The sequence below is a fragment of the Pseudomonas sp. GW823-FHT01D03 genome, assembly GCF_058798255.1.
Genome location: NZ_JBXAKK010000002.1, coordinates 17,626 through 38,770, shown reverse-complemented (window position 1 = coordinate 38,770; position 21,145 = coordinate 17,626). Strand labels below are relative to the sequence as shown.

General features: G+C 61.2%; 19 protein-coding genes. 8 read left to right on the top strand and 11 right to left on the bottom strand.

Annotated features, from left to right (window positions below; translation table 11 throughout):
* The first annotated feature begins 176 nt into the window (after positions 1 to 176).
* The 7 genes from AC1RBR_RS26470 (at position 177) to AC1RBR_RS26440 (ending at position 7,474) form a co-directional block, all read left to right on the top strand.
* Positions 177 to 1,418 (top strand): SfnB family sulfur acquisition oxidoreductase, encoded by a 1,242-nt coding sequence (locus AC1RBR_RS26470; RefSeq protein WP_095137895.1) that lies wholly within the window; start codon positions 177 to 179, stop codon positions 1,416 to 1,418.
* 36 nt (positions 1,419 to 1,454) lie between these two features.
* Positions 1,455 to 2,648: an SfnB family sulfur acquisition oxidoreductase gene (locus AC1RBR_RS26465; RefSeq protein WP_480404384.1), complete on the top strand. Its 1,194-nt coding sequence runs from the start codon at positions 1,455 to 1,457 to the stop codon at positions 2,646 to 2,648.
* Complete coding sequence (locus tag AC1RBR_RS26460) at positions 2,648 to 4,000, top strand: LLM class flavin-dependent oxidoreductase (protein WP_492567293.1); 1,353 nt, start codon at positions 2,648 to 2,650, stop codon at positions 3,998 to 4,000. The genes AC1RBR_RS26465 and AC1RBR_RS26460 overlap by 1 nt, the downstream gene beginning before the upstream one ends.
* A gap of 118 nt (positions 4,001 to 4,118) precedes the next feature.
* Complete coding sequence (locus AC1RBR_RS26455) at positions 4,119 to 4,928, top strand: MetQ/NlpA family ABC transporter substrate-binding protein (protein ID WP_480404382.1); 810 nt, start codon at positions 4,119 to 4,121, stop codon at positions 4,926 to 4,928.
* A gap of 2 nt (positions 4,929 to 4,930) precedes the next feature.
* Positions 4,931 to 6,052, top strand: coding sequence for a methionine ABC transporter ATP-binding protein (locus tag AC1RBR_RS26450; RefSeq protein ID WP_492567292.1), 1,122 nt, complete (start codon positions 4,931 to 4,933; stop codon positions 6,050 to 6,052).
* Positions 6,042 to 6,686, top strand: a complete 645-nt coding sequence (locus tag AC1RBR_RS26445) for a methionine ABC transporter permease (RefSeq protein ID WP_492567291.1) — start codon at positions 6,042 to 6,044, stop codon at positions 6,684 to 6,686. Before AC1RBR_RS26450 ends, AC1RBR_RS26445 begins: the two co-directional genes overlap by 11 nt.
* Before the next feature lie 158 nt (positions 6,687 to 6,844).
* On the top strand, positions 6,845 to 7,474 hold the full coding sequence (locus tag AC1RBR_RS26440; RefSeq protein WP_492567290.1) for a class I SAM-dependent methyltransferase: 630 nt from the start codon (positions 6,845 to 6,847) through the stop codon (positions 7,472 to 7,474).
* A 98-nt stretch (positions 7,475 to 7,572) separates the two neighbouring features.
* Here AC1RBR_RS26440 and AC1RBR_RS26435 read toward each other — a convergent pair whose 3' ends face one another.
* From AC1RBR_RS26435 to AC1RBR_RS26425, 3 genes are read right to left on the bottom strand one after another with little or no spacing between them, the layout of a single operon-like run.
* Positions 7,573 to 10,626, bottom strand: coding sequence for an efflux RND transporter permease subunit (locus AC1RBR_RS26435; RefSeq protein WP_492567289.1), 3,054 nt, complete (start codon positions 10,624 to 10,626; stop codon positions 7,573 to 7,575).
* Positions 10,623 to 11,687: an efflux RND transporter periplasmic adaptor subunit gene (locus AC1RBR_RS26430; RefSeq protein WP_097086864.1), complete on the bottom strand. Its 1,065-nt coding sequence runs from the start codon at positions 11,685 to 11,687 to the stop codon at positions 10,623 to 10,625. The genes AC1RBR_RS26435 and AC1RBR_RS26430 overlap by 4 nt, the downstream gene beginning before the upstream one ends.
* Positions 11,684 to 12,787, bottom strand: a complete 1,104-nt coding sequence (locus AC1RBR_RS26425; protein ID WP_492567288.1) for an efflux RND transporter periplasmic adaptor subunit — start codon at positions 12,785 to 12,787, stop codon at positions 11,684 to 11,686. The genes AC1RBR_RS26430 and AC1RBR_RS26425 overlap by 4 nt, the downstream gene beginning before the upstream one ends.
* Before the next feature lie 259 nt (positions 12,788 to 13,046).
* On the opposite strand from AC1RBR_RS26425, the gene AC1RBR_RS26420 reads away from it, so the two are divergent.
* The gene (locus AC1RBR_RS26420; RefSeq protein ID WP_492567287.1) at positions 13,047 to 14,243 is read left to right on the top strand and encodes an AAA family ATPase; all 1,197 of its coding nucleotides are present in this window, start codon (positions 13,047 to 13,049) and stop codon (positions 14,241 to 14,243) included.
* A gap of 119 nt (positions 14,244 to 14,362) precedes the next feature.
* Here the strand turns inward: AC1RBR_RS26420 and AC1RBR_RS26415 are convergent, their stop codons facing one another.
* The 8 genes from AC1RBR_RS26415 to AC1RBR_RS26380 form a co-directional block, all read right to left on the bottom strand.
* Positions 14,363 to 15,235, bottom strand: a complete 873-nt coding sequence (locus AC1RBR_RS26415; protein ID WP_492567286.1) for a transporter substrate-binding domain-containing protein — start codon at positions 15,233 to 15,235, stop codon at positions 14,363 to 14,365.
* Positions 15,232 to 16,014 (bottom strand): amino acid ABC transporter ATP-binding protein, encoded by a 783-nt coding sequence (locus AC1RBR_RS26410; RefSeq protein ID WP_492567285.1) that lies wholly within the window; start codon positions 16,012 to 16,014, stop codon positions 15,232 to 15,234. Before AC1RBR_RS26410 ends, AC1RBR_RS26415 begins: the two co-directional genes overlap by 4 nt.
* Positions 16,011 to 16,670: an amino acid ABC transporter permease gene (locus AC1RBR_RS26405; RefSeq protein WP_047290785.1), complete on the bottom strand. Its 660-nt coding sequence runs from the start codon at positions 16,668 to 16,670 to the stop codon at positions 16,011 to 16,013. Before AC1RBR_RS26405 ends, AC1RBR_RS26410 begins: the two co-directional genes overlap by 4 nt.
* A complete protein-coding gene (locus tag AC1RBR_RS26400; protein ID WP_027611173.1) occupies positions 16,651 to 17,316 on the bottom strand; it encodes an amino acid ABC transporter permease in 666 nt (221 codons plus the stop codon). Before AC1RBR_RS26400 ends, AC1RBR_RS26405 begins: the two co-directional genes overlap by 20 nt.
* Before the next feature lie 599 nt (positions 17,317 to 17,915).
* On the bottom strand, positions 17,916 to 18,713 hold the full coding sequence (locus AC1RBR_RS26395) for a MetQ/NlpA family ABC transporter substrate-binding protein (protein ID WP_095137882.1): 798 nt from the start codon (positions 18,711 to 18,713) through the stop codon (positions 17,916 to 17,918).
* A 167-nt stretch (positions 18,714 to 18,880) separates the two neighbouring features.
* The gene (locus AC1RBR_RS26390) at positions 18,881 to 19,813 is read right to left on the bottom strand and encodes a sigma 54-interacting transcriptional regulator (RefSeq protein WP_492567284.1); all 933 of its coding nucleotides are present in this window, start codon (positions 19,811 to 19,813) and stop codon (positions 18,881 to 18,883) included.
* A gap of 56 nt (positions 19,814 to 19,869) precedes the next feature.
* Positions 19,870 to 20,451: an alpha/beta hydrolase gene (locus AC1RBR_RS26385; RefSeq protein ID WP_095137880.1), complete on the bottom strand. Its 582-nt coding sequence runs from the start codon at positions 20,449 to 20,451 to the stop codon at positions 19,870 to 19,872.
* 291 nt (positions 20,452 to 20,742) lie between these two features.
* The gene (locus AC1RBR_RS26380) at positions 20,743 to 21,144 is read right to left on the bottom strand and encodes an ExbD/TolR family protein (RefSeq protein WP_003220570.1); all 402 of its coding nucleotides are present in this window, start codon (positions 21,142 to 21,144) and stop codon (positions 20,743 to 20,745) included.
* Position 21,145: the final 1 nt, after the last annotated feature.

The window sequence follows — 21,145 nt, the reverse complement described above, 5'->3', positions numbered from 1 at the left end:
AGTTTATTTAATATTTATACACGCTTAGGGTATATGAACCGGACCACCGGACATTCTTTCGTTCGCCGCACTTTTGCGGCGTTTTTCATGAGATGTGAGGTAGGTAGTATGGTCCGGAACACAATCACCCCAGTGCAGATCGCCAGGGCATTGCGTGCAGCCAAGGAGCGGCACTGATGTCCAGTCTGGCAGACGCAAACGTCCAGTCGGATCTGGACATCGCCCCGTTGTTGTTGCCCGCGCAGGTCTTGCGCAACGACGCCCAAGCCATCAAGGCTGCCCACGATCTGGCGCAAGTCGCCCGCGTGCAGGCCGCCAAACGTGATCGTCAGCGCAAGCTGCCGTGGTCGGAAATCGAACAGTTCACCCGCAGCGGCCTCGGCAGTATTGCCATCCCGCGTGAGTACGGCGGCCCACAGGTTTCGTTCGTCACGTTGGCCGAAGTGTTCGCGATCATTTCCGCAGCCGACCCGGCGCTGGGACAGATCCCGCAGAACCAGTTCGGCATCATCAATCTGGTGCTCGGCAGCGCCACCGAAGCGCAGAAAAAACAGCTGTTCCAGAGCGTTCTGGAAGGCTGGCGGATCGGCAATGCCGGCCCTGAGCGCGGCACCAAAAACACCCTGGAATTGAAAGCGCGCATCACCGCCGATGGCGATGACTACGTGATCAATGGCCAGAAGTTCTACTCCACCGGCGCGCTGTTCGCGCACTGGGTGGCGGTCAAGGCGCTCAATGACGACGGCAAGCAGGTGCTGGCCTTCGTCCGCCGTGGCACCCCGGGCCTGCGCATCGTTGATGACTGGTCGGGCTTCGGGCAGCGCACCACTGCCAGCGGCACGATTCTGCTGAACAACGTGCGCGTCGAGTCGAGCCTGGTCGTCGATAACTGGAAGATCAACGAAAAGCCCAACACTCAAGGCGCCGTGTCGCAGCTGATTCAAGCGGCCATCGACGCCGGCATCGCCCGTGGCGCCATCGACGACGCCATCGAATTCGTCAAAACCCGCGCGCGGCCATGGATCGACGCCAAGGTCGAACGCGCCAGCGATGACCTTTACGTGATCGCCGACATCGGCAAACTGAAAATCGAACTGCACGCGGCTGAAGCACTGTTGCGCAAGGCCGGCAAAGTGCTCGACCAAGTCCACGCCGCGCCGCTGACCGCCGAGTCCGCCGCCCGCGCTTCAATTGCGGTGGCCGAAGCCAAAGTGCTGACTACCGAGATTTCCTTGCTCGCCAGCGAGAAGCTTTTCGAACTGGCCGGCAGCCGCGCGACCCTCGCCGAATTCAACCTCGACCGCCACTGGCGCAACGCCCGCGTGCACACACTGCACGACCCGGTGCGCTGGAAGTATCACGCGGTCGGCGCTTATCGCTTGAACGGTACTTTGCCGGCCCGCCATTCCTGGATCTGATGACCGCACACTTTCTCAAAGGCATTGGAGAGAACCATGACTTTTTCCCATCCCGTCGCGATCATCACCAGCGATGAGCAAGCCCTGATCGTCGCCAGCGACCTGGCCGAAGATTTCAAACGCGACAGTGCCGTGCGCGACCGTGAACGCCGCCTGCCACTGCCGGAACTCGACGTGTTTTCCCGCTCCGGCCTGTGGGGCATCAGCGTGCCCAAGGAATACGGCGGCGCCGGTGTGTCCAACGTGACCCTGGCCAAAGTCATCGCCCTGATCGCTCAGGCCGACGGCTCTCTTGGGCAGATTCCGCAGAACCATTTCTACGCCCTCGAAGTGCTGCGCGTTAATGGCAGCCACGAGCAGAAACAGCGGCTGTATGCCGAGGTGCTGGCCGGCCAGCGCTTCGGCAATGCTCTGGCGGAACTGGGTACCAAAACCGCTCACGACCGCGTCACCAGCCTCAAGCGTGACGGCGACGGCTATCGCATCAACGGGCGCAAGTTTTATGCGACCGGCGCGATCTACGCGCAGCGCATCCCGACGTCCGTGGTCGATGAAAATGGCGTGCAGCAACTGGCCTTCGTCCCGCGTGACAGCCAAGGCCTGACGGTCATCGACGACTGGAGCGGCTTCGGCCAGCGCACCACCGGCAGCGGTTCTGTGGTGTTCGAAGACGTCTACGTTGCCGCCGAGGACGTGATCCCGTTCCAGAGCGCCTTCGAGCGTCCGACCACGGTCGGCCCGCTGGCACAGATCCTTCACGCCGCCATCGACACCGGCATCGCTCGCGCCGCTTACGAAGATGCCCTGCACTTCGTGCGCAGCAAGACCCGGCCATGGATCGACTCCGGTAACGACAAGGCTACTGAGGACCCGCTGACCTTGAAGAGCTTCGGCCACTTGAGCATTCGTCTGCACGCCACCGAAGCACTGCTGGAACGCTCCGGCGAATTCCTCGACAAGGCCCAGGCCGAGACCAACGCCGAAACCGTCGCTGCCGCCTCGATTGCCGTCGCCGAAGCACGGGCGATCAGCACCGAAATCTCCTTGGCGGCCGGCAGCACTCTGTTTGAACTGGCCGGCAGTCAGGCGACCCTGATCGAGCACGGCCTCGACCGTCACTGGCGCAACGCCCGGGTGCACACCCTGCACGACCCGGTGCGCTGGAAGTATCACGCGGTGGGCAATTACTACCTCAACGATGAAAAGCCGCCACTGCGGGGCACCATTTGATGAGTAAGAAAAAGATCCTGCTAAACGCGTTCAACATGAACTGCATCGGCCACATCAACCATGGCCTGTGGACGCATCCGCGCGACACCTCGACCCGCTACAACACAATCGAATACTGGACCGAACTGGCGCAGTTGCTGGAGCGCGGGCTGTTTGACGGGCTGTTCATCGCCGACATCGTCGGCGTGTACGACGTCTACCAGAACTCGGTGGACGTCACGCTCAAAGAGTCGATCCAGTTGCCGGTCAACGACCCGTTGCTGCTGGTGTCGGCGATGGCCGCCGTGACGAAAAACCTCGGCTTCGGTCTCACTGCCAACCTCACTTACGAGCCGCCGTATCTGTTCGCCCGGCGCATGTCGTCGCTCGATCATCTGAGCCGGGGTCGGGTCGGCTGGAACATCGTCACCGGTTATCTCGACAGCGCCGCCAAGGCCATGGGCCTGCGCGAACAGGTCGAGCATGACCGTCGCTACGATCAGGCCGACGAGTACCTCGAAGTGCTCTACAAACTCTGGGAGGGCAGTTGGGAAAACGGCGCGGTGCTCAATGACCGCGAGCAGCGCATCTACGCGCAGCCGGAGAAGGTGCACAAGGTCGAGCACCACGGCGAGTTCTATCAAGTCGAGGGTTATCACCTCTGCGAACCGTCGCCGCAGCGTACGCCGGTGCTGTTCCAGGCTGGCAGTTCGGACCGCGGTTTGCTGTTCGCCGGGCGTCACGCCGAGTGCGTGTTCATCAGCGGCCAGAACAAGCCATCGACCAAGGTGCAGGTGGACAAGGTCCGCGCCAGCGCCGTCGAAGCCGGGCGCAATCCCGAAGACATCAAGGTGTTCATGGGCCTCAACGTGATCGTCGGCGCGACCGAGGAAGCCGCGTGGGCCAAGCACGCCGAGTACCTGAGTTATGCCAGCGCCGAAGCCGGCGTCGCGCATTTCTCGGCGTCCACCGGCATCGACTTTTCCCGGTATGAAATCGACGAACCGATCCAGTACGTCAAGAGCAACGCCATCCAGTCCGCGACCAAAAACCTGCAGAACAACGACTGGACCCGACGCAAATTGCTCGATCAGCACGCCCTCGGTGGCCGCTATATCACCGTGGTCGGCTCGCCTGAGCAAGTGGCGGATGAACTGGAAGCGTGGATCGCTGAAACCGGGCTCGACGGCTTCAACCTCACGCGCATCGTGACCCCGGAAAGCTATGTCGATTTTATCGAGCTGGTGATTCCGGAGTTGCAGCGGCGTGGGTCGTACAAGACCGCGTATGAGAGTGGCAGCTTGCGCGAGAAGCTGTTTCACGGTGAGGCACATTTGCCCGAGCAACACACCGGCTCTTCGTACCGCCGCTAAAAGCATCGCGAGCAGGCTCACTCCTACAGGGGAACGCATTCCAAATGTAGGAGTGAGCCTGCTCGCGATGAGGCCCGACTAGACACCACAAACTTATGCACTGACTGGAAACCACACCATGATCAAGAAACGCCTGTCCCACCCAGTCAAAGCACTGGCCCTGGCCTTCGGCCTGTTCAGTTCGGCGGTGTTCGCCGCCGATGCACCCCTGAAAATCGGCACCACCGCCGCCTTCGCCATTCCACTGGAAGCCGCCGTCGAAGAGGCCTCCAGACAAGGCCTGAAAGTCGAGCTGGTGGAGTTCACCGACTGGATTGCACCAAATGTCAGCCTCGCCGCCGGCGACATCGACGTGAACTACTTCCAGCACATCCCGTTCCTCGAAAACGCCAAAGCCGCCTCCGGTTTTGACCTGGTGCCGTTCGCCCCGGGGATCATCAACAACGTCGGTCTCTATTCGAAAAAATACAAAAGCTTTGACGAGTTGCCTGAAGGCGCCAGCGTGGCCATCGCCAACGACCCGATCAACAGTGGTCGCGGTCTGCAACTGCTGGCCAAGGCCGGTCTGATCACCCTGAAACCGGGGGTCGGCTACAAGGCCACCGAAGACGACATCGTCGCCAACCCGAAGAAGATCAAGATTCTGCAAGTTGAAGCCGTGCAACTGGTGCGCGCCTACGATGACGCCGATCTGGTCCAGGGCTACCCGGCCTACATCCGTCTGGCGAAGACCTTCGACGCCGGCTCGGCGCTGCTGTTTGACGGCCTCGACCACAAGGAATACGTGATTCAGTTCGTCATCCAGCCGAAGAGCAAGGACGACCCGCGCCTGATCAAATTCGTCGACATCTACCAGCACTCGCCGGCCGTTCGCGCCGCTCTGGACAAGGCCCACGGCAAGCTGTATCAGGCCGGTTGGGAAAGCTGAACATGACAGCCGCGATCCAACGGCGACTGGAGATTCCAGAGCCAGAAAATGCTGAAAAAACCGAACTGCATCCCGAGCTGAATCGCGCCCACGTGCGCTTCATCGGCCTGGGTAAAACCTACGAGGGTCGGCAAGGCCCGGTCGCGGCCCTGCAAGGCATCGATCTGGCGATCCAGCGCGGCGAGGTGTTCGGCATCATCGGCCGCAGCGGCGCCGGCAAGTCGTCGCTGATCCGCACGATCAATCGTCTGGAACAACCGACTGCGGGGCGCGTACTGATTGATCAGGTCGACATCGGCAAGTTCGATGAGGATCGTCTGGTCACGCTGCGGCGGCGCATCGGCATGATCTTCCAGCACTTCAACCTGATGTCGGCCAAGACCGTGTGGCAGAACGTCGAACTGCCGCTGAAAGTCGCGGGTGTGCCGAAGCCGCAACGTGAGCAGAAGGTTCGTGAACTGCTCGAACTGGTCGGCTTGCAAGCCAAGCACAAGGCCTATCCGGCGCAGCTTTCCGGCGGGCAGAAGCAGCGTGTCGGCATCGCCCGCGCATTGGTGCATGACCCGGACATTCTGCTGTGCGACGAGGCCACTTCGGCGCTCGATCCCGAGACCACGCAGTCGATCCTCGGCCTGCTGCGCGAGATCAACCAACGCCTAGGCCTGACCATCGTATTGATCACCCATGAAATGGCGGTGATCCGCGAAATCTGCGACCGCGTGGTGGTCCTGGAACACGGGCGGATCGTCGAGCAGGGGCCGGTCTGGGAAGTGTTCGGCAATCCGCAGCACGAAGTCAGCCAGACCTTGCTCGCGCCGCTGCAACACGCTCTGCCGGAAGAACTGCAAAGCCGTCTGCATGCCCAGCCACGCTCCCCGAGCGCGGCGGTGGTATTGCGTTTGCAGTTCACCGGTGGCGCCGCCGACGAGCCGGATCTGGCGGCGCTGTTCGCCGCTCTCGGCGGACGCGTGAAGTTGCTGCAGGGCGGCGTCGAGCGGATTCAGGGCCACGCGCTGGGACAACTGTTGCTGGCGGTCAGCGGCTCGGCCCTGAGCGCCGAACAATTGCGCGAACGTGCCGGGCAGTGGGCGCAACGGGTGGAGGTGCTGGGTTATGTGGTTTGATCGTTTGCTCCAGGGTTTCATCGACACCTTCCTGATGGTCGGTGTGTCGTCACTGATCGCCTTGCTGGTGGGGATCCCGATGGCGGTGATTCTGGTCACCAGCGACAAGGGCGGGATCTATCAGGCGCCGCTGCTCAACCGGGCGTTGGGCGCGTTCGTCAACCTGTTCCGCTCGATCCCGTTTCTGATTCTGATAGTCGCGCTGATTCCGTTCACCCGGCTGATTGTCGGCACCACGTACGGGGTGTGGGCCGCGGTGGTGCCGCTGACGATTGCCGCGACGCCGTTCTTTGCGCGGATTGCCGAAGTGAGTCTGCGTGAGGTCGATCACGGCTTGATCGAGGCGGCGCAGGCCATGGGCTGCCGGCGCTGGCACATCGTCTGGCATGTGCTGTTGCCTGAAGCGCTGCCGGGGATTGTTGGCGGGTTCACGATTACGCTGGTGACGATGATCAACTCGTCAGCCATGGCCGGGGCGATTGGGGCCGGCGGTTTGGGCGATATCGCTTACCGCTACGGCTATCAGCGCTTTGACAGCCAGATCATGCTGACAGTGATTGTGTTGCTGGTGGCGTTGGTGGCGGTGATTCAGTTGGGTGGAGATCGTCTGGCGCGGGGCCTGAACAAGCGTTAAGGCATGCCGCGCCTCTGAAACCGCTATCGCGAGCAGGCTCACTCCTACAGGGGAACGCATTTCAAATGCAGGAGTGAGCCTGCTCGCGATGGGCTGCGCAGCGGCCCCGCTGGTTGGCGTATATTCGACAAATCCCAACTGCCGCGCAGCCCTCGACCATGAAGCAAACCCCCACCGATCTGGAACAGATCACCGCCACCACCCTCGGCCACTACAACTCGGTGGCCGAAGATTTTCGCGAAGGCACCCGCGATCACGATGTCAGCCAGAACATCGAAGCGCTGCTACGGCATATACACGGCACTGCGCCGTTCACGATTCTCGATTTCGGCTGCGGCCCGGGGCGCGACTTGCAGACGTTCACCCGCCTGGGCCATGTCGCGGTCGGTCTGGATGGCGCGGAAAAATTTGCGCAAATGGCCCGCGAAGACAGTGGCTGCGAGGTGTGGTGTCAGGACTTTCTGAAACTCGATCTGCCGGCCGAACGCTTCGACGGGATCTTCGCCAATGCGGTGCTGTTTCATGTGCCGTTGCAGGAATTGCCGAGAGTGCTCAAGCAGTTGCATGGCACGCTGAAACCGGGCGGGGTGTTGTTCAGTTCCAATCCGCGCGGGGATAACCGTGAGGGCTGGAATGGGCCACGCTACGGCTCATATCACGACCTGGACGCGTGGCGCGGGTTGCTCACGGCAGCGGGGTTTGTCGAGATTGAGCATTACTACCGGCCGGCGGGATTGCCGCGCGAGCAGCAGCCTTGGCTGGCCAGCGTCTGGCGTAAATCTGCGTAGTCAGTTCTGACGCCTTCGCGAGCAAGCCCGCTCCCACAGTTGGAATGCGCTCCCCTGTAGGAGTGAGCCTGCTCGCGATGAGTGCGCAGCACTCGCTTTTAGCGGGTCTCTTTCTGCGGTTCGCGAATCTTGTACCAGGCCACATACAGCGCCGGCAGAAACAACAGCGTCAGCAACGTCGCTACCACGATCCCGCCAATCATCGCGTAGGCCATCGGCCCCCAGAACACTTCCCGGGCAATCGGGATCATGCCCATGCTCGCCGCCGCCGCGGTCAGCAGGATCGGCCGACGCCGGTGCTCGGTCGCTTCCACCACCGCATCCCACGGCGCGGAGCCGTTGCGCTCGAACTCATCGATCTGCGTCACGAGGATTACCGAGTTGCGGATGATGATACCGATCAGCGCCAGAATCCCGAGGATCGCCACAAAGCCCATCGGCGTCCCGGTCGGCACCAGCGCCAGCACCACGCCGATCAGCCCCAGCGGCGCGACACTGGCCACCAGGAACATCTTCTGCACGCTGTGCAGCTGGATCATCAGGAAGGTCGCCATCAGGAACAGCATCAACGGCAAGACCTTGGCAATCGGCCCCTGGGCCTTGCCGCTTTCCTCGACCGTACCGCCGGTGGCGACTTTGTAGCCGACCGGCAGTTTTTCAGCGAAGGCGTCGATCGACGGTTTGAGCAATTTCACCAGGTCGGTCGGCTGGATCTCGTCACGCACCGAAGCCTTGATGGTGATGGTCGGCAAACGGTCGCGACGCCACACCAGCGGCTGCTCCAGCTCATAACGCACGGTGGCAAAGGCCAGCAGCGGGATCGACGTGCCGTTGGGTGTGACGATCTGCAGGTTCTGCAGGGTTTCCGGCGTGCCGCGTTCCGAGTTCACCGCCCGGCCGACCACGTTGATCAGGTAGATGTCGTCGTTAACCTGGGTCAGCGGCGCACCACTGACGATGCTGTTCATCAGTTTCGCCACGTCTTCCGAGGACAGCCCGAGCTGGCGCGCCTTGTCCTGGGCGATGTCGATGCGCAGGACTTTGCCCGGCTCGTTCCAGTCGTAAATGATCTCGCCGATGTGCTCGTTATTGTCCAGCTCGGTCGCCAGATCGATGGCGTGCTTGCGCACCTGATCGATGTCCTTGCCACTGACCCGGTACTGGATCGGACGTCCCACCGGCGGGCCCATTTCCAGCGCCTGCACGTAACTGCCGATGCCGACGAAGTCTTTGTGCAAGCGCTCGCGCAGGCGTTGGCTCAACGCCTCACGGGCCTCGAAATCCTTGCTGACGATCACCAGTTGCGCGTAGTACGGGTTCTGCAATTGCTGGTCGAGCGGCAGGTAGAAACGGATCGCACCCTGACCGATGTAGGTGCTCCAGCGCACGATGTCCGGGTCGCCCTTGAGCGTGGCTTCGAGCTTGTCCACGGCCTTGCGGGTTTCGTCGATCGAGGCGTTTTGCGGCAGGTTCAGGTCGACAAGAATTTCCGGGCGATCTGACGACGGGAAGAACTGATTCTGTACAAAGCGCATACAGAACACCGCCAGCACAAACAGCAGCACGGTGATGCCGATCGCCCACCAGCGATTGCGCATGCACCACAGCAAACCACCGTTGAACGCCCGACCGATGCGGCCCGGCTCGGCTTCATGGGGTTTCACGTTGGTGCTGAGGATGTGCACGCCGATCACCGGCGCAAAGAACACCGCCACCACCCACGACACGAGCATCGCCACCGCGATCACCGCAAACAGGGTGAAAGTGTACTCGCCGGCGGAGCTGGCGTTGAGGCCAATCGGCACGAAACCGGCGACCGTCACCAGCGTACCGGTGAGCATCGGGAACGCCGTCGAGGTGTAGGCGAACGTCGCCGCTTGTTCCTTGGTCTCACCCATTTCCAGGCGCGTGACCATCATCTCCACGGTGATCATCGCGTCGTCCACCAGCAGGCCGAGGGCGATGATCAGCGCCCCGAGGGAAATCCGCTGCATGGTGATGCCGCTGTATTCCATGAACACGAAGACCATCGCCAGCACCAACGGAATCGAGCACGCCACCACCAGCCCGGCGCGCACGCCGAGGCTGATGAAGCTGACCACCAGCACGATCACCACCGCTTCGAACAGCGCACTGGTGAAACCGCCGACCGCCTCTTCCACCACCACGGCCTGATCGGACACCGTATGGACGCCGACGCCAACCGGCAAATCAGCGGTGATCTGGTCGATCCGCTGGTGCAGCGCCTTGCCGAATTCCTGGACGTTACCGCCCTTCTGCATGGCAATCGCCAGACCGATTGCCGGCTTGCCGTCGAAACGGAATTCCGGGGTGGCCGGGTCGACGTAACCGCGACTGATGTCGGCAACGTCTGCCAGGCGATAGAAGCGGTCATTGAGTTTTAGATTGACCTCGGCCAGGTCCTTCTCCGAAGCGAACTGCCCCGAGGTGCGCACCGAAATGCGCTCCGGGCCGGCCTCGATCACCCCCGCCGGGGTCACGGCGTTCTGCGATTGCAGGCTCTGCACCACCTGACGCTGGTCGATGCCCAGCGCGGCAAGTTTGCGGGTGGAGAAGTTCAGGTAAATCACTTCGTCCTGCTGGCCGATCATTTCGATCTTGCCCAGCCCCGGGACGTTGCGGATCTCGGCGCGGGCCTGCTCCACGTAGTCGCGCAACTGGCGCATGGTCAAGCCGTCGGCGGTAAACGCGTAGACCGAGCCGTACACATCGCCAAACTCGTCGTTGAACCCGGGGCCTTGAATGCCCTGGGGAAACTGCCCGCGAATGTCATCGATCTTCTTGCGCACCTGGTACCAGATCTCCGGGATGTCCTTGGCGCTGGTGGTGTCGCGCAGGTACACGTAGACCGTAGATTCACCGGGGCGTGTGTAGCTTTTCACGTAGTCGAGGGAGTCGAGCTCCTCGAGTTTTTTCTCGATGCGGTCGGTAACCTGTTTGAGGGTTTCCTCCTGGGTCGCGCCCGGCCATTTGGTCTGGATGACCATGGTCTTGATGGTGAACGAAGGGTCTTCTTCGCGCCCCAGATTGAAGTACGAAAACACCCCCATCAGCAGCGCGACGAACATCAGATACCAGACGAACGACTGATGCTTGAGGGCCCATTCGGAGAGATTGAAAGAGCCTTTCATTGACTGTCCTCGTCGAGTTTCACGGCTTGTCCGGGTTTGAGACTGTTGACGCCTGCGGTGACCACTTGCTCGCCGGACTTGACCCCGCCGGCCAGCACCACCGTGCCGTCGGTACGGCTGATCACGCTGACGTCACGGGGCGCGACGGTTTTGCTTTGGGTGTCGATCACCCAGATGCGGGTCTTGCCGTCGGTTTCCTGCAGGGCGGTGGCGGGTAATTCGATGCGCGGCTTGATCGCCGAACTGAGCGTCACGCTGATCGCCGTGCCGAGACGGAAACCCTCCGGCGTATTGGCCAGGGTCAGCCGCGCGCGGCGGGTGCGCGTGGCGCTTTGGGCCTGCGGTTCGATTTCGCGAATGGTTGCGGTGGTGTTGATACTCGGGTCGAGTTGCCCGGCCACCAGAAACACCACGTCGGAAGGAATCTCGTCGACCAGCGTGTCCGGCAGATCGATCACCGCTTCCTTGATGTCCGGTTGCGCCAGAGTCACCACTTGCTGACCTGCTGTCACCACTTGCCCGGCTTCGGCATTCCACGCGGTGACCACGGCTTTGTGGTCGGCGCGCAGTTCGGTGTAAGCGAGTTGATCCTGGCTTTGGTTAACCGCCGCCCGCGCCTGATCGAGCGAGGCCTGAGTGGTTTTCAGATCCGTAGTGGCGATGTCCAGTTGCGCCTGCGCGCCAACCCCGCGATCGAACAGCGCCTGCTGCCGACGGGCATTGGCCTGGGCGTTGATCAGTTGCGCCTGGACCTTGGCCAGGTCGCCCTGGGCCGAGCGCAACTGGTTCTGCTGATCGGACGGGTCGAGGGTCGCCAGCAGCGTCCCCTTTTGCACCTCGGCGCCGACATCGACGTTGCGACTGGCAATACGACCGCCGACACGGAACCCGGTGTTGCTCTCGTAACGTGCCTGAATGCTCCCGGCGAAACGCCCGAGGGTTTCTTCGTTCAGCGCCTGTACCTTGATCGACAGCACCGGCCGCACTGGCTCCGGCGGTGGCTCGCTTTTCGAGCAGGCGGCCAGCAGCACGCCGATGGACAACAGCCCCAGACGCTTCATGGCTGCGCTCCCGGTTGCAGACCTTCGTAGGTGTTTTCGGCGATTTCGACTTTCATGCCCGGGTGCAGCAATTGCCCACCCGCGACAATCACTTTCTCACCGCCCTTGAGGCCGTCGCTGATGATGACCTTGCCGATCAGGTAGCGGCTGACGGTGACGTTGTGCAGTTGCGCTTCACCCTTGTCGTCGACCATCCACACCGCCGGATCACTGATGTTTTTGGTCAGCGCCGACCACGGCAATTCCACCGCCGACTTGCCGCTGCCCTTGGCGGTGGCGCTGACCACCGAGCCGAGCTGCATGCCCTGTGGCAGGCTGTCGAGGGTGACTTTGACTTGCACCGTGCCAGACTGCGCCGACACCGCCGGGGTGATTTCACGCACCGTGCCGGTGGTCTTGATGTTGGGGTTGTCGAGCAGGCTGACGACAATCGAACGCTCCGCCGGACGCTCAGCCAGCAACGACTCATAAACGTTGAACACCGCATCACGATCGCCATCGCGGGCCAGTTTGAAAATCGGCGCGGTGGCCTGGACCACCTGGCCCACTTCGGCTTGGCGCTCGGTAATGATCCCGGGGGCATCAGCGATCAGCGAGGTGTAACTGAGTTGATCCTTGGCATTGGCCAGTTGCGCCTGCGCCGCGCTCAGGGCGCTCTGGCTGCTGCGCAACGCGGCTTGTGCGGAATCGAATTCGCTCTGGCTGGTGTAGCCCTTGGGCAGCAGCTTCTGCTGACGCACGAACGCCGCCGCACTCTGCTTGACCCGCGCCTGTTCGGCGATGACCTGGGCTTGCGCGGAATCGACGTTGGTCTGCAAATCCTTGGGATCGAGTTTGGCCAGTACCTGTTTGGCGCTGACCCGGTCACCGACATCCACCATGCGCTGGATGATCTTGCCGCCGACCCGGAACGACAGTTCGGTCTGCACCCGCGCCTGCACATCGCCGGTGAGGGTCACGGCAGCGGCGTAATCGGCCGGTTTGACCTCTTGCACGAAGACCCGTGGCAGGTACTCCTGAGGAGCCTTTTTTTCGCCGCAAGCGGTCAGCAATGTGAGCAGGCTCAGCACGACAACTGTTTTCAATCCGGGACTCGCCATGCAGACTCCTTCCTGTGTACGAACGTGCAAGTGACGATACGACTGTGAGCTTAGAACAGGGTTCAACCTTCGCTCGCGGGAATAATGCATTTTCAGAAGGATTTTTGTGGCGAGGGAGCTTGCTCCCGTTCGACTGCGCAGCAGGCGCAAAACCTGTCGAATCGGAGGTTGGGGCAGCTTCGCAGCCCAGCGGGAGCAAGCTCCCTCGCCACAGGGGTACAGGCACGGCACACTATCAGCTCCGGCAAAGGAAACGCCCATGCTCAAGACCCTCGCGGTGGCCAATTACCGCTCGATCAACAAACTGGTGATTCCGCTGGGCCGGCTGAACCTGATCACCGGCCCCAACGGCAGCGGCAAGTCCAATCTCTATCGCGCCCTGCGCCTGTTGGCGGAGACCGCCCAGGGTGGCGTGGTCAATGCGCTGGCCCGCGAGGGCGGGCTGGATTCGACGTTCTGGGCCGGCCCGGAAACCATCAGCCGGCGCATGCGCAACGGCGAAGTGGCGATCGAGCCGACGGTGCGTCAGGGCGTCAAACGGCTGCGCCTGGGGTTTGCCGGCGAGGATTTCAGCTATTCGATCAGCCTCGGATTGCCCGATTCCAACGGACATTTCATGCTGCCGGGGGATAGTCATCCCAGCCCCTCGCGCTTCAGCCTCGATCCGCAGATCAAGCGCGAATGCATCTGGGCCGGGCCGCTCTATCGCCCGGCCAGCCTGCTGGTGGATCGCAACGGCCCGATGATTCGCGCCCGCGAAGGGCGCAGCTGGGACGTGCTGGCGCAGCACACACCGAATTTCGACAGCCTGTTCGATCAGATCGGCAGTCTGCGCAGTTCGCCGGAAGTGTTCCAGATGCGCGAGTTCATTCGCCGCTGGCGCTTCTACGATCACTTTCGCAGCGACGCCGACGCCCCGGTGCGCCAACCGCAACTGGGTACGCGTACGCCGGTGCTGCACCACGACGGCCGCGACCTCGCAGCAGCCCTGCAGACCATCAATGAAATCGGCGACCCCGAGGCGTTGCAGGCGGCGATCAGCGACGCGTTTCCCGGCGCACGGCTGAACATCGCACCGCTGGCCGGCGGACGTTTTGCCATCGAGTTTTATCAGGAGGGGTTGCTGCGGCCATTGTCGGCGGCGGAGCTGTCGGACGGCACGCTGCGTTATCTGTTGCTGATCGCCGCGCTGCTGACGCCACGCCCGCCGTCATTGATGGTGCTCAACGAACCGGAAACCAGTCTGCACCCGGATCTGTTGCCGGCGCTGGCGCGCTTGATCATTCGCGCATCGCAGGCGTGTCAGGTGTGGGTGGTGTCCCATGCGCGACGGTTGATTTCGGCGTTGCAGGAAGATCCCGAATGCAACTGCATCGTGCTCGAAAAAACGCTGGGCCAGACCGGAATTGTCGGGCAGCGGGTGCTGGATGAGCCGGCGTGGAACTGGCCGGATTGAGCGGTGCCTGAACCACCGCTTTCGCGAGCAAGCCCGCTCCCACAGGGCTACGCATTCAACTGTGGGAGCGGGCTTGCTCGCGAAGAGGACCTTCAGGTCAGCGCAGATTTAACGGCCAATCACCCCTGCCACTTGCCACCCTCGACAATCACACTCTCAGGCTGGGTGTCATCGCTCAGTTCTTTACGCACATATTGGTCGTACAGCTTGAGCAGGTATTTCTCTTCACCCAACTTGGCCAGCTCGGTATTCACCCAGTCACGCAGCTCGACGTTGCCCTTCTTCACCGCCGGAGCAATCGGTGCTTCGGCGCCGAGTTTTTCGTCCAGCACGCGGTAACCCGGGTTCTGCTTGGCCCAGCTGAACAGCACCAGGTTGTCCTGCGCGTAGGCATCGCCGCGACCGTTGGCCAGGGCTTGCAGCGACTCGGAGTTTTTCTCGAACTTCAGCAGTTTCCAGTCCGGATGATTCTTGGTCAGCCAGATGTCGGCGGTGGTACCGGTGGTAACGATGGTGGTGCGAGTGGCCAGGTCATCCAGCTTTTTTACCGTGCTGCTTTGCGGCACCAGCGCCTGCACCGCGACCTTGAGGTTCGGGTTGGTAAATTCCACCGCTTCCTTGCGCTCCGGGGTCACGGTCATGTTGGCGAGGATCAGGTCGACCTTGTCGCTCTGCAGGAACGGAATGCGGCTCGCCGGCTCTACGGCCACGAACTCGACCTTGTTTTCATCGCCCAGCAGATCCTTGGCGAAGCGCCGGCCGATGTCGGTGTCGAAGCCGACGTAGCGCCCGGCCTCATCAACGAAACCGAACGGCGGCTTGTCGGTGAATACACCGACGATCAGTTTGTCGCGGGCCTTGATCTTGTCCAGGTAGCTGGCCGGCGCAGCGCTTTCGCTGGCGACTTTCGGCTTCGGCGGTTCTTCGGTTCTGCTGCAACCGGCAAGCAAGGCAAGGCTGAGCAGAGGCAGTAATAAAGCGGCAGTTTTCATAACAGTTCCAGTTCCTTTGTCGGATTCGTTTGAGGCAGTGTTGCAACGAAGGAGAACTTCTCCAGAAACTGCTGCGCGCGTGCGGTTTGCGGGTTCGTAAAGAAAATCTCGGGCGGGTTCTGCTCAAGGATGCGTCCGGCATCCATGAACACGATGCGGTCGGCCACCGCGCGGGCGAAGGCCATTTCGTGGGTGACGATCAGCAGGGTCATGCCCTCGCGGGCCAGGCCCTGAATCACTTGCAGCACTTCCTTGACCATCTCCGGATCAAGGGCAGCGGTGACTTCATCAAAGAGCATGACCCGTGGGTTCATGCACAACGAGCGGACGATGGCGATGCGTTGCTGCTGACCGCCAGAGAGCTGACGTGGAAACGCATCGCGCTTGTCCGCCAGGCCCACCCGCTCGAGCAAGGCTTCGGCCTGCTGCTGTGCTTCACGGCGCTGACGCTTTTGCACCTTGAGCGGGCCGAGCAGCAAATTGTCGAGCACGCTCATGTGCGGGAACAGGTGATAACTCTGGAACACCATGCCGATCTGCTGGCGCACGTCGCGCCAGTCGGTGACCTTGTCCAGCAGCTCGCGCCCGGCAAATTTCAGGCTGCCGCTGTGTGCGCTTTCCAGCCCGTTGAGGCAACGCAGCAACGTGCTTTTGCCACAACCGCTGGGGCCGAGGATGACGATCACTTCGCCGCTGCGCACTTGCAGGTCGATGCCCTTGAGCACCTGCTGCTCGCCATAGAATTTGTTGAAACCCTGAAACTCGATCAATGCGCTCATGCTTGCGTCCAGCGCCTCTCCAACACGCGCGAGGCGGCCGAGAGCGGGTAGCAGATGAAAAAGAAAAACAGAAACAGCGCGCCGTAGATCAGCACCGATTCGTAGGTGCGCTCGATGATCTGCTGGCCGACCTTGATCACATCGACCACGCCAATCAGCACCGCCAGCGAGCTGGTCTTGATGATTCGCGTGTAGACGTTGATGGTCGGCGGCGTCATGCGTTTCAGCGCCTGCGGCAGCAGCACGTAGCCGTACAGTTGCGCTGCGTTCAGGCCGATCGACAGCCCTGCTTCACGCTGCCCGCGCGGCAAAGAATGCAACGCACCGCGCGCCACTTCGCCGACCTCGCTGGCGCCCCACAGCGACAGCACCAGCACCGCGCACCAGAAGCTCGGCAGGCTCAGGCCGAAGAAAATCGGCAGGCCGAAAAACAGCAGGTACAACCAGACCAGCACCGGGATCGCCCGGAACAGTTCCAGATACACGCGCAAAATCGCGTTCAGCCATGTCACGTTGAGCGTGCGCAACACGCCGTAGAGCACGCCGCCGACAGTGCTGATGGCGATGCTCAGAAACGAGATCGACAGAGTTTGCCCGGCGCCTTTTGCCAGTTGCGGCAACGACACCCAGAGCAGTTCAAGACCCGAACTGGCCATGCTGGAGCCTCCTTTCCAGACGGCTGAGCAGCAGCGACAGCGGCAAGAACAGCAGCACGCAGATCAGCGTCAGCACGGCGAGCATTTCGTAGGTTTTGTAGTAGAGCGCGATGTAGCTCTTGGTGGTGTAGAGGATTTCCGGTACCGCCACCGCCGAGACCACGGTGGTTTCCTTGAGCAGGAAAATGAAATTGGCGAACAGCGACGGCAGGCTGAGAATCCCCGCCTGCGGCAGGATCACGTAGCGTAGCAACTGGCCGTGGGACAGGCCGATTGAGCGACCCGATTCCAGTTGCGCCTGCGGTACCGCATCGACGCCGGCGCGCAGCACCTCGGTGAGGTAGGCGCCGCCGAGAAAAGTCATGGTGATGATTGCCGCAGTAAATCCGGAAACCTGGATGCCGATGGCCGGCAAGGCGAAGTAGACGAAGAACAGTTGAATCAGCAGCGGCGTGTTGCGCGCCAGTTCCACATACAGGCCCACCAGTTTTTGCAGGTACGGTGTGCGGAACACCAGGATCGTCGCGTTGAGCAGCGCCACCAGCAGCGACGTGCCGATGGCGATGAAACCGACTTGCAGCGTCACGCCCACGGCCTTGAGAAAGGCCGGCAGGGTACTGAGGATAAATGCGTAATCGAAAGTCATGAAGCATCCTGGACGTCGCTCGGTAAGCGACGGTCATGCAGTCCATGGACAGCGGGTAACTGTCCGGCAGGCGCTGACTTTATAGGTATAAAAACAAGAATTTAAATACCGTTAAAGCATATTGATATCACGCAAAAAACTATCCTGTGGGTTTGCCGGGAAGGAATAAGAAGGCTATTTTCCCTTGCGCTGTAGGAAGGATCTTTTTTGCATGAAAGCCCTCCAAGGACGAACAGCTTTTGGCCAGACTCCCCCGGCCAAACCATTACAAGGAAGAAAACATGGACGTAAAAGTGCCGCAGCGACTGGATCCGCAGGACATCGTGAAATTGCTCGTGGCGTTGCGCCGGGCGCTGAAGACTCAAGTGGCCTGAACCCGATCTGGCTTTTGATATTTTGTGGCGAGGGAGCTTGCTCCCGCTCGGCTGCGCAGCAGTCGCAAACCGGGCACGCCATTGGGAGTCCTTCGGCCTCCAGCGGGAGCAAGCTCCCTCGCCACAGGAATGTCGATCCCATAAATCGAGCACCCACAAAAACGCCGATGCCCATCACTGGCCATCGGCGTTTTCATACCTTGAAGGGGTGTATCAAGCCTCGGATCAGAACGCCGGCAGCACCGCGCCGTTGTACTTCTTCTCGATGAACGCTTTGACTTCCGGGCTGGTCAGGGCTTTGGCCAGTTTCTGGATCGCGTCGCTGTTCTTGTTGTCCTCACGGGCCACCAGGAAATTCACGTAAGGCGAGTCAGCGCCTTCGATCACCAGCGCATCCTTGGTCGGGTTCAGCTTGGCTTCCAGCGCGTAGTTGGTGTTGATCATGTCCAGATCAACTTCCTTCAGCACACGTGGCAACAGGGCCGACTCCAGTTCCTTGAACTTGAAGTTGTGCGGGTTCTTGGCGATGTCTTTCGGGGTCGCCAGCGCGTTTTTCGGATCTTTCAGTTCGATCAGGCCAGCCTTCTGCAGCAGGATCAGGGCACGGCCGCTGTTGCTGCCTTCGTTCGGGATGGCGATGGTTGCGCCGTCCGGCAGTTCAGCCAGGGTTTTGTACTTGCTCGAGTAGCCACCGAACGGTTCAACGTGGACGCCTTGCACGGTCACCAGGTACTTGGACTTGTCGTCCTTGTATTTGCCGGCGTTGAAGCTGTCCAGGTAAGGCTTGGTCTGGAAGTAGTTGGCATCCAGACGCTTCTCGCCAACCTGCACGTTCGGCTGCACGTAGTCGGTGAAGACCTTGATTTCCAGATCCACGCCTTCTTTGGCCAGGGTCGGTTTGATCAGCTCGAGAATTTCCGCGTGCGGCACCGGAGTCGCCGCCACCACCAGTTTCTCGCCGGCCTGGGCCAGGGAAGCAGTCAGAGCAGCCGCCAATGCGGTAAACAACAGAACCTTTTTCATGCAGTGTCCTTATCGAGAATCACGGTCGCGAATGGCGACGGCTATTAATACGAGTGCCAGTGAAGTGCTATCTCTGGCGTGAAGCGGACAATACCGGGATTTTTTATTCCCTGACAATAACGTTTATTCACTTTGATATTCCATTTCGTTCATACATAACCTGACGGCTACATCTGCTGGCTCAAACCAATCAGCAGATCTTTCAAAGCCTTACGTTCGTCGACGCTGCCGCCGATGTTGATTTGTGCCACCAGTCGTTCGATCTGAAGCTGCGGCTCAGACACTTCGGGCAGATTCAGGTGCTCCGGCAGGATTTCATCGCCGGTACTGACCAGCAGCGCAAAGTGAATGACGTTTTCCAGCTCACGGGTGTTGCCCGGCCAACTGTGGCGCTCCAGCAGGTGCTGCGCCGCTTCGCTGATCAACGGCACCGGCAGATCAAGGCGCTGGCTGTAGATGCCGAGGAAATATTCCGCCAGCGACAGGATGTCGCCGATTCGCTCGCGCAGGGCCGGCAATTCCAGCTGACCTTCGCTGAGGTAGTGGTAGAGCCGTTCGTGAAATTTCCCCGCGTCCACCGCCTGTGCCAGATCGATGCTGGTTGCCGCCACCAGTCGCACATCCACCGGGCTTGGCTGATGTGCGCCGACGCGGGTGACTTCGTGGTTTTCCAAGGCGGCGAGCAGTTTGATCTGGATCGGCAGCGGCAAGTCGCCAATCTCGTCCAGATACAAAGTGCCGCCGTTGGCCGAACCGAACCAACCGGCGCGACTGCTCGCCGAACCGGTGTAACTGCCGGCGGCATAACCGAACAGCTCGGCATCGGCGTAAGTAGGACTGATCGCGCCGCAATTGACCGAGACGAACAGGCCGCTGCGATCACTGGCACGATGGATATGGCGCGCGAGCAGCTCTTTACCGGTGCCGGTCTCGCCACGAATCAACACCGAAATGGCTCGCGGCGCCAGGTGCTCCAGCTCCTCGCGCAACTGGCGGGAGCGGGGATCGACGAACACCAGCGCCTTGGCGCGAATGCTCAGGGGACTTTTTTCCGCATCGGGAAAGGTCAGCAACGGCTGACCGAACGTTTCGAAACTCATGGCAGACTCCCGCCCAGAACCGCCGGCAGACGGGGGCGTTCAAAAAAGAAAAAGGTTCAAGCGCGACGCCGGGCGTGGTGTTCCATGCGATTCTGCAGGCGATACAGATAAGCGAAACCCTGCTCCCAACGCTGATGCCCGGACTTGACGTTGATATGCCCGGCTCCGGCAAGAATCCCCGCTTCGGCGCCCCAGTTGCGCGCCAGCTCGAGGGCGCGCGGGGCGCTGACGGCGGCGTCGTTGTCGGAACTGACCACCTGGCTCGGGAACGGCAGCAGGTCGGTCGGGATCGGGGCGAAATTGCGCAGTGCCGGCGCGCAGGCCGGACGCTCGACATCGGCCGGTGCGACCAGCAACGCACCGCGCACCTGACGCAGGTATTGCACGGGCGCGGTGGCAGCCCAATGCGCAACGGTGATGCAACCCAGACTGTGAGCAATCAGGATCACCGGTGTGCTGTCGGCGGCAATCGCTTCGGCCAGCGCCGCAACCCAGTCTTCACGGCGCGGTGTCAGCCAGTCGGCCTGCTCCACGCGTGCGCTGTTGGGCAGGCTGTGCTGCCAGTGGGTTTGCCAATGATCTTCTGGCGATCCTTGCCAGCCCGGCACAATCAGGTAGCGGATTGATTCGTTGCGCATGGGGGAGCTCTCCTGCGTCGTGTCTGTTCCTGATCGAGTATAGGGACGGGATTTATATTCGTTAAGGAATAAGAAGCTATTTATTAAGACCAGAAAAGAATATTAGACACACACCTGTGGGAGCGGGCTTGCTCGCGAATGCGGTGCCTCAGTCAACATTGATGTCGATGCAGCTGACGCTTTCGCGAGCAAGCCCGCTCCCACAATCGGTCGGTGGTGAGGCTGGTTTTGCGGAATAAAAAAAGGGCCGCACCCTGCCAAGGAGACGGCCCCGGAAAAACGAAAATCTGGTTACCGCGCAGTGATCACCGACAACTTGGTAATTCCCGCCCGTTCAATCGAAGCCATGGCCCGCGCCACTTCGCCGTAGTTCACCCCATCGTCGGCCTGCAATTGCACGCGCACTTCCGGGTCCTTGGCCTTGGCCGACTTGAGGTTGAATTCCAGCAAGTCCGGCTGGATTTCATCCTTGTTGATAAACAGTTTGCCGGCACCGTCGATGCTCACCACCAGCGGATCTTTTTGCTCGACCGGCGCCACCGCTTCGGTCTTCGGCAGGTTGATCGGGATCGCGTTGGTCAGCAGCGGCGCGGTGACGATAAACACCACCAGCAGCACCAGCATCACGTCCACCAGCGGCGTCACGTTGATCTCGCTCAGTACCTCGTCGCTGTCTTGCGTGGAGAAGGCCATA

What these genes read in the sequence shown, in the direction of transcription:
- AC1RBR_RS26470 (WP_095137895.1), top strand. Translation starts at nt 177, where the DNA reads ATGTCCAGTCTGGCAGACGCAAACGTCCAGTCGGATCTGGACATCGCC.
- AC1RBR_RS26465 (WP_480404384.1), top strand. Translation starts at nt 1,455, where the DNA reads ATGACTTTTTCCCATCCCGTCGCGATCATCACCAGCGATGAGCAAGCC.
- AC1RBR_RS26460 (WP_492567293.1), top strand. Translation starts at nt 2,648, where the DNA reads ATGAGTAAGAAAAAGATCCTGCTAAACGCGTTCAACATGAACTGCATC.
- AC1RBR_RS26455 (WP_480404382.1), top strand. Translation starts at nt 4,119, where the DNA reads ATGATCAAGAAACGCCTGTCCCACCCAGTCAAAGCACTGGCCCTGGCC.
- AC1RBR_RS26450 (WP_492567292.1), top strand. Translation starts at nt 4,931, where the DNA reads ATGACAGCCGCGATCCAACGGCGACTGGAGATTCCAGAGCCAGAAAAT.
- AC1RBR_RS26445 (WP_492567291.1), top strand. Translation starts at nt 6,042, where the DNA reads ATGTGGTTTGATCGTTTGCTCCAGGGTTTCATCGACACCTTCCTGATG.
- AC1RBR_RS26440 (WP_492567290.1), top strand. Translation starts at nt 6,845, where the DNA reads ATGAAGCAAACCCCCACCGATCTGGAACAGATCACCGCCACCACCCTC.
- AC1RBR_RS26435 (WP_492567289.1), bottom strand. Translation starts at nt 10,626, where the DNA reads ATGAAAGGCTCTTTCAATCTCTCCGAATGGGCCCTCAAGCATCAGTCG.
- AC1RBR_RS26430 (WP_097086864.1), bottom strand. Translation starts at nt 11,687, where the DNA reads ATGAAGCGTCTGGGGCTGTTGTCCATCGGCGTGCTGCTGGCCGCCTGC.
- AC1RBR_RS26425 (WP_492567288.1), bottom strand. Translation starts at nt 12,787, where the DNA reads ATGGCGAGTCCCGGATTGAAAACAGTTGTCGTGCTGAGCCTGCTCACA.
- AC1RBR_RS26420 (WP_492567287.1), top strand. Translation starts at nt 13,047, where the DNA reads ATGCTCAAGACCCTCGCGGTGGCCAATTACCGCTCGATCAACAAACTG.
- AC1RBR_RS26415 (WP_492567286.1), bottom strand. Translation starts at nt 15,235, where the DNA reads ATGAAAACTGCCGCTTTATTACTGCCTCTGCTCAGCCTTGCCTTGCTT.
- AC1RBR_RS26410 (WP_492567285.1), bottom strand. Translation starts at nt 16,014, where the DNA reads ATGAGCGCATTGATCGAGTTTCAGGGTTTCAACAAATTCTATGGCGAG.
- AC1RBR_RS26405 (WP_047290785.1), bottom strand. Translation starts at nt 16,670, where the DNA reads ATGGCCAGTTCGGGTCTTGAACTGCTCTGGGTGTCGTTGCCGCAACTG.
- AC1RBR_RS26400 (WP_027611173.1), bottom strand. Translation starts at nt 17,316, where the DNA reads ATGACTTTCGATTACGCATTTATCCTCAGTACCCTGCCGGCCTTTCTC.
- AC1RBR_RS26395 (WP_095137882.1), bottom strand. Translation starts at nt 18,713, where the DNA reads ATGAAAAAGGTTCTGTTGTTTACCGCATTGGCGGCTGCTCTGACTGCT.
- AC1RBR_RS26390 (WP_492567284.1), bottom strand. Translation starts at nt 19,813, where the DNA reads ATGAGTTTCGAAACGTTCGGTCAGCCGTTGCTGACCTTTCCCGATGCG.
- AC1RBR_RS26385 (WP_095137880.1), bottom strand. Translation starts at nt 20,451, where the DNA reads ATGCGCAACGAATCAATCCGCTACCTGATTGTGCCGGGCTGGCAAGGA.
- AC1RBR_RS26380 (WP_003220570.1), bottom strand. Translation starts at nt 21,144, where the DNA reads ATGGCCTTCTCCACGCAAGACAGCGACGAGGTACTGAGCGAGATCAAC.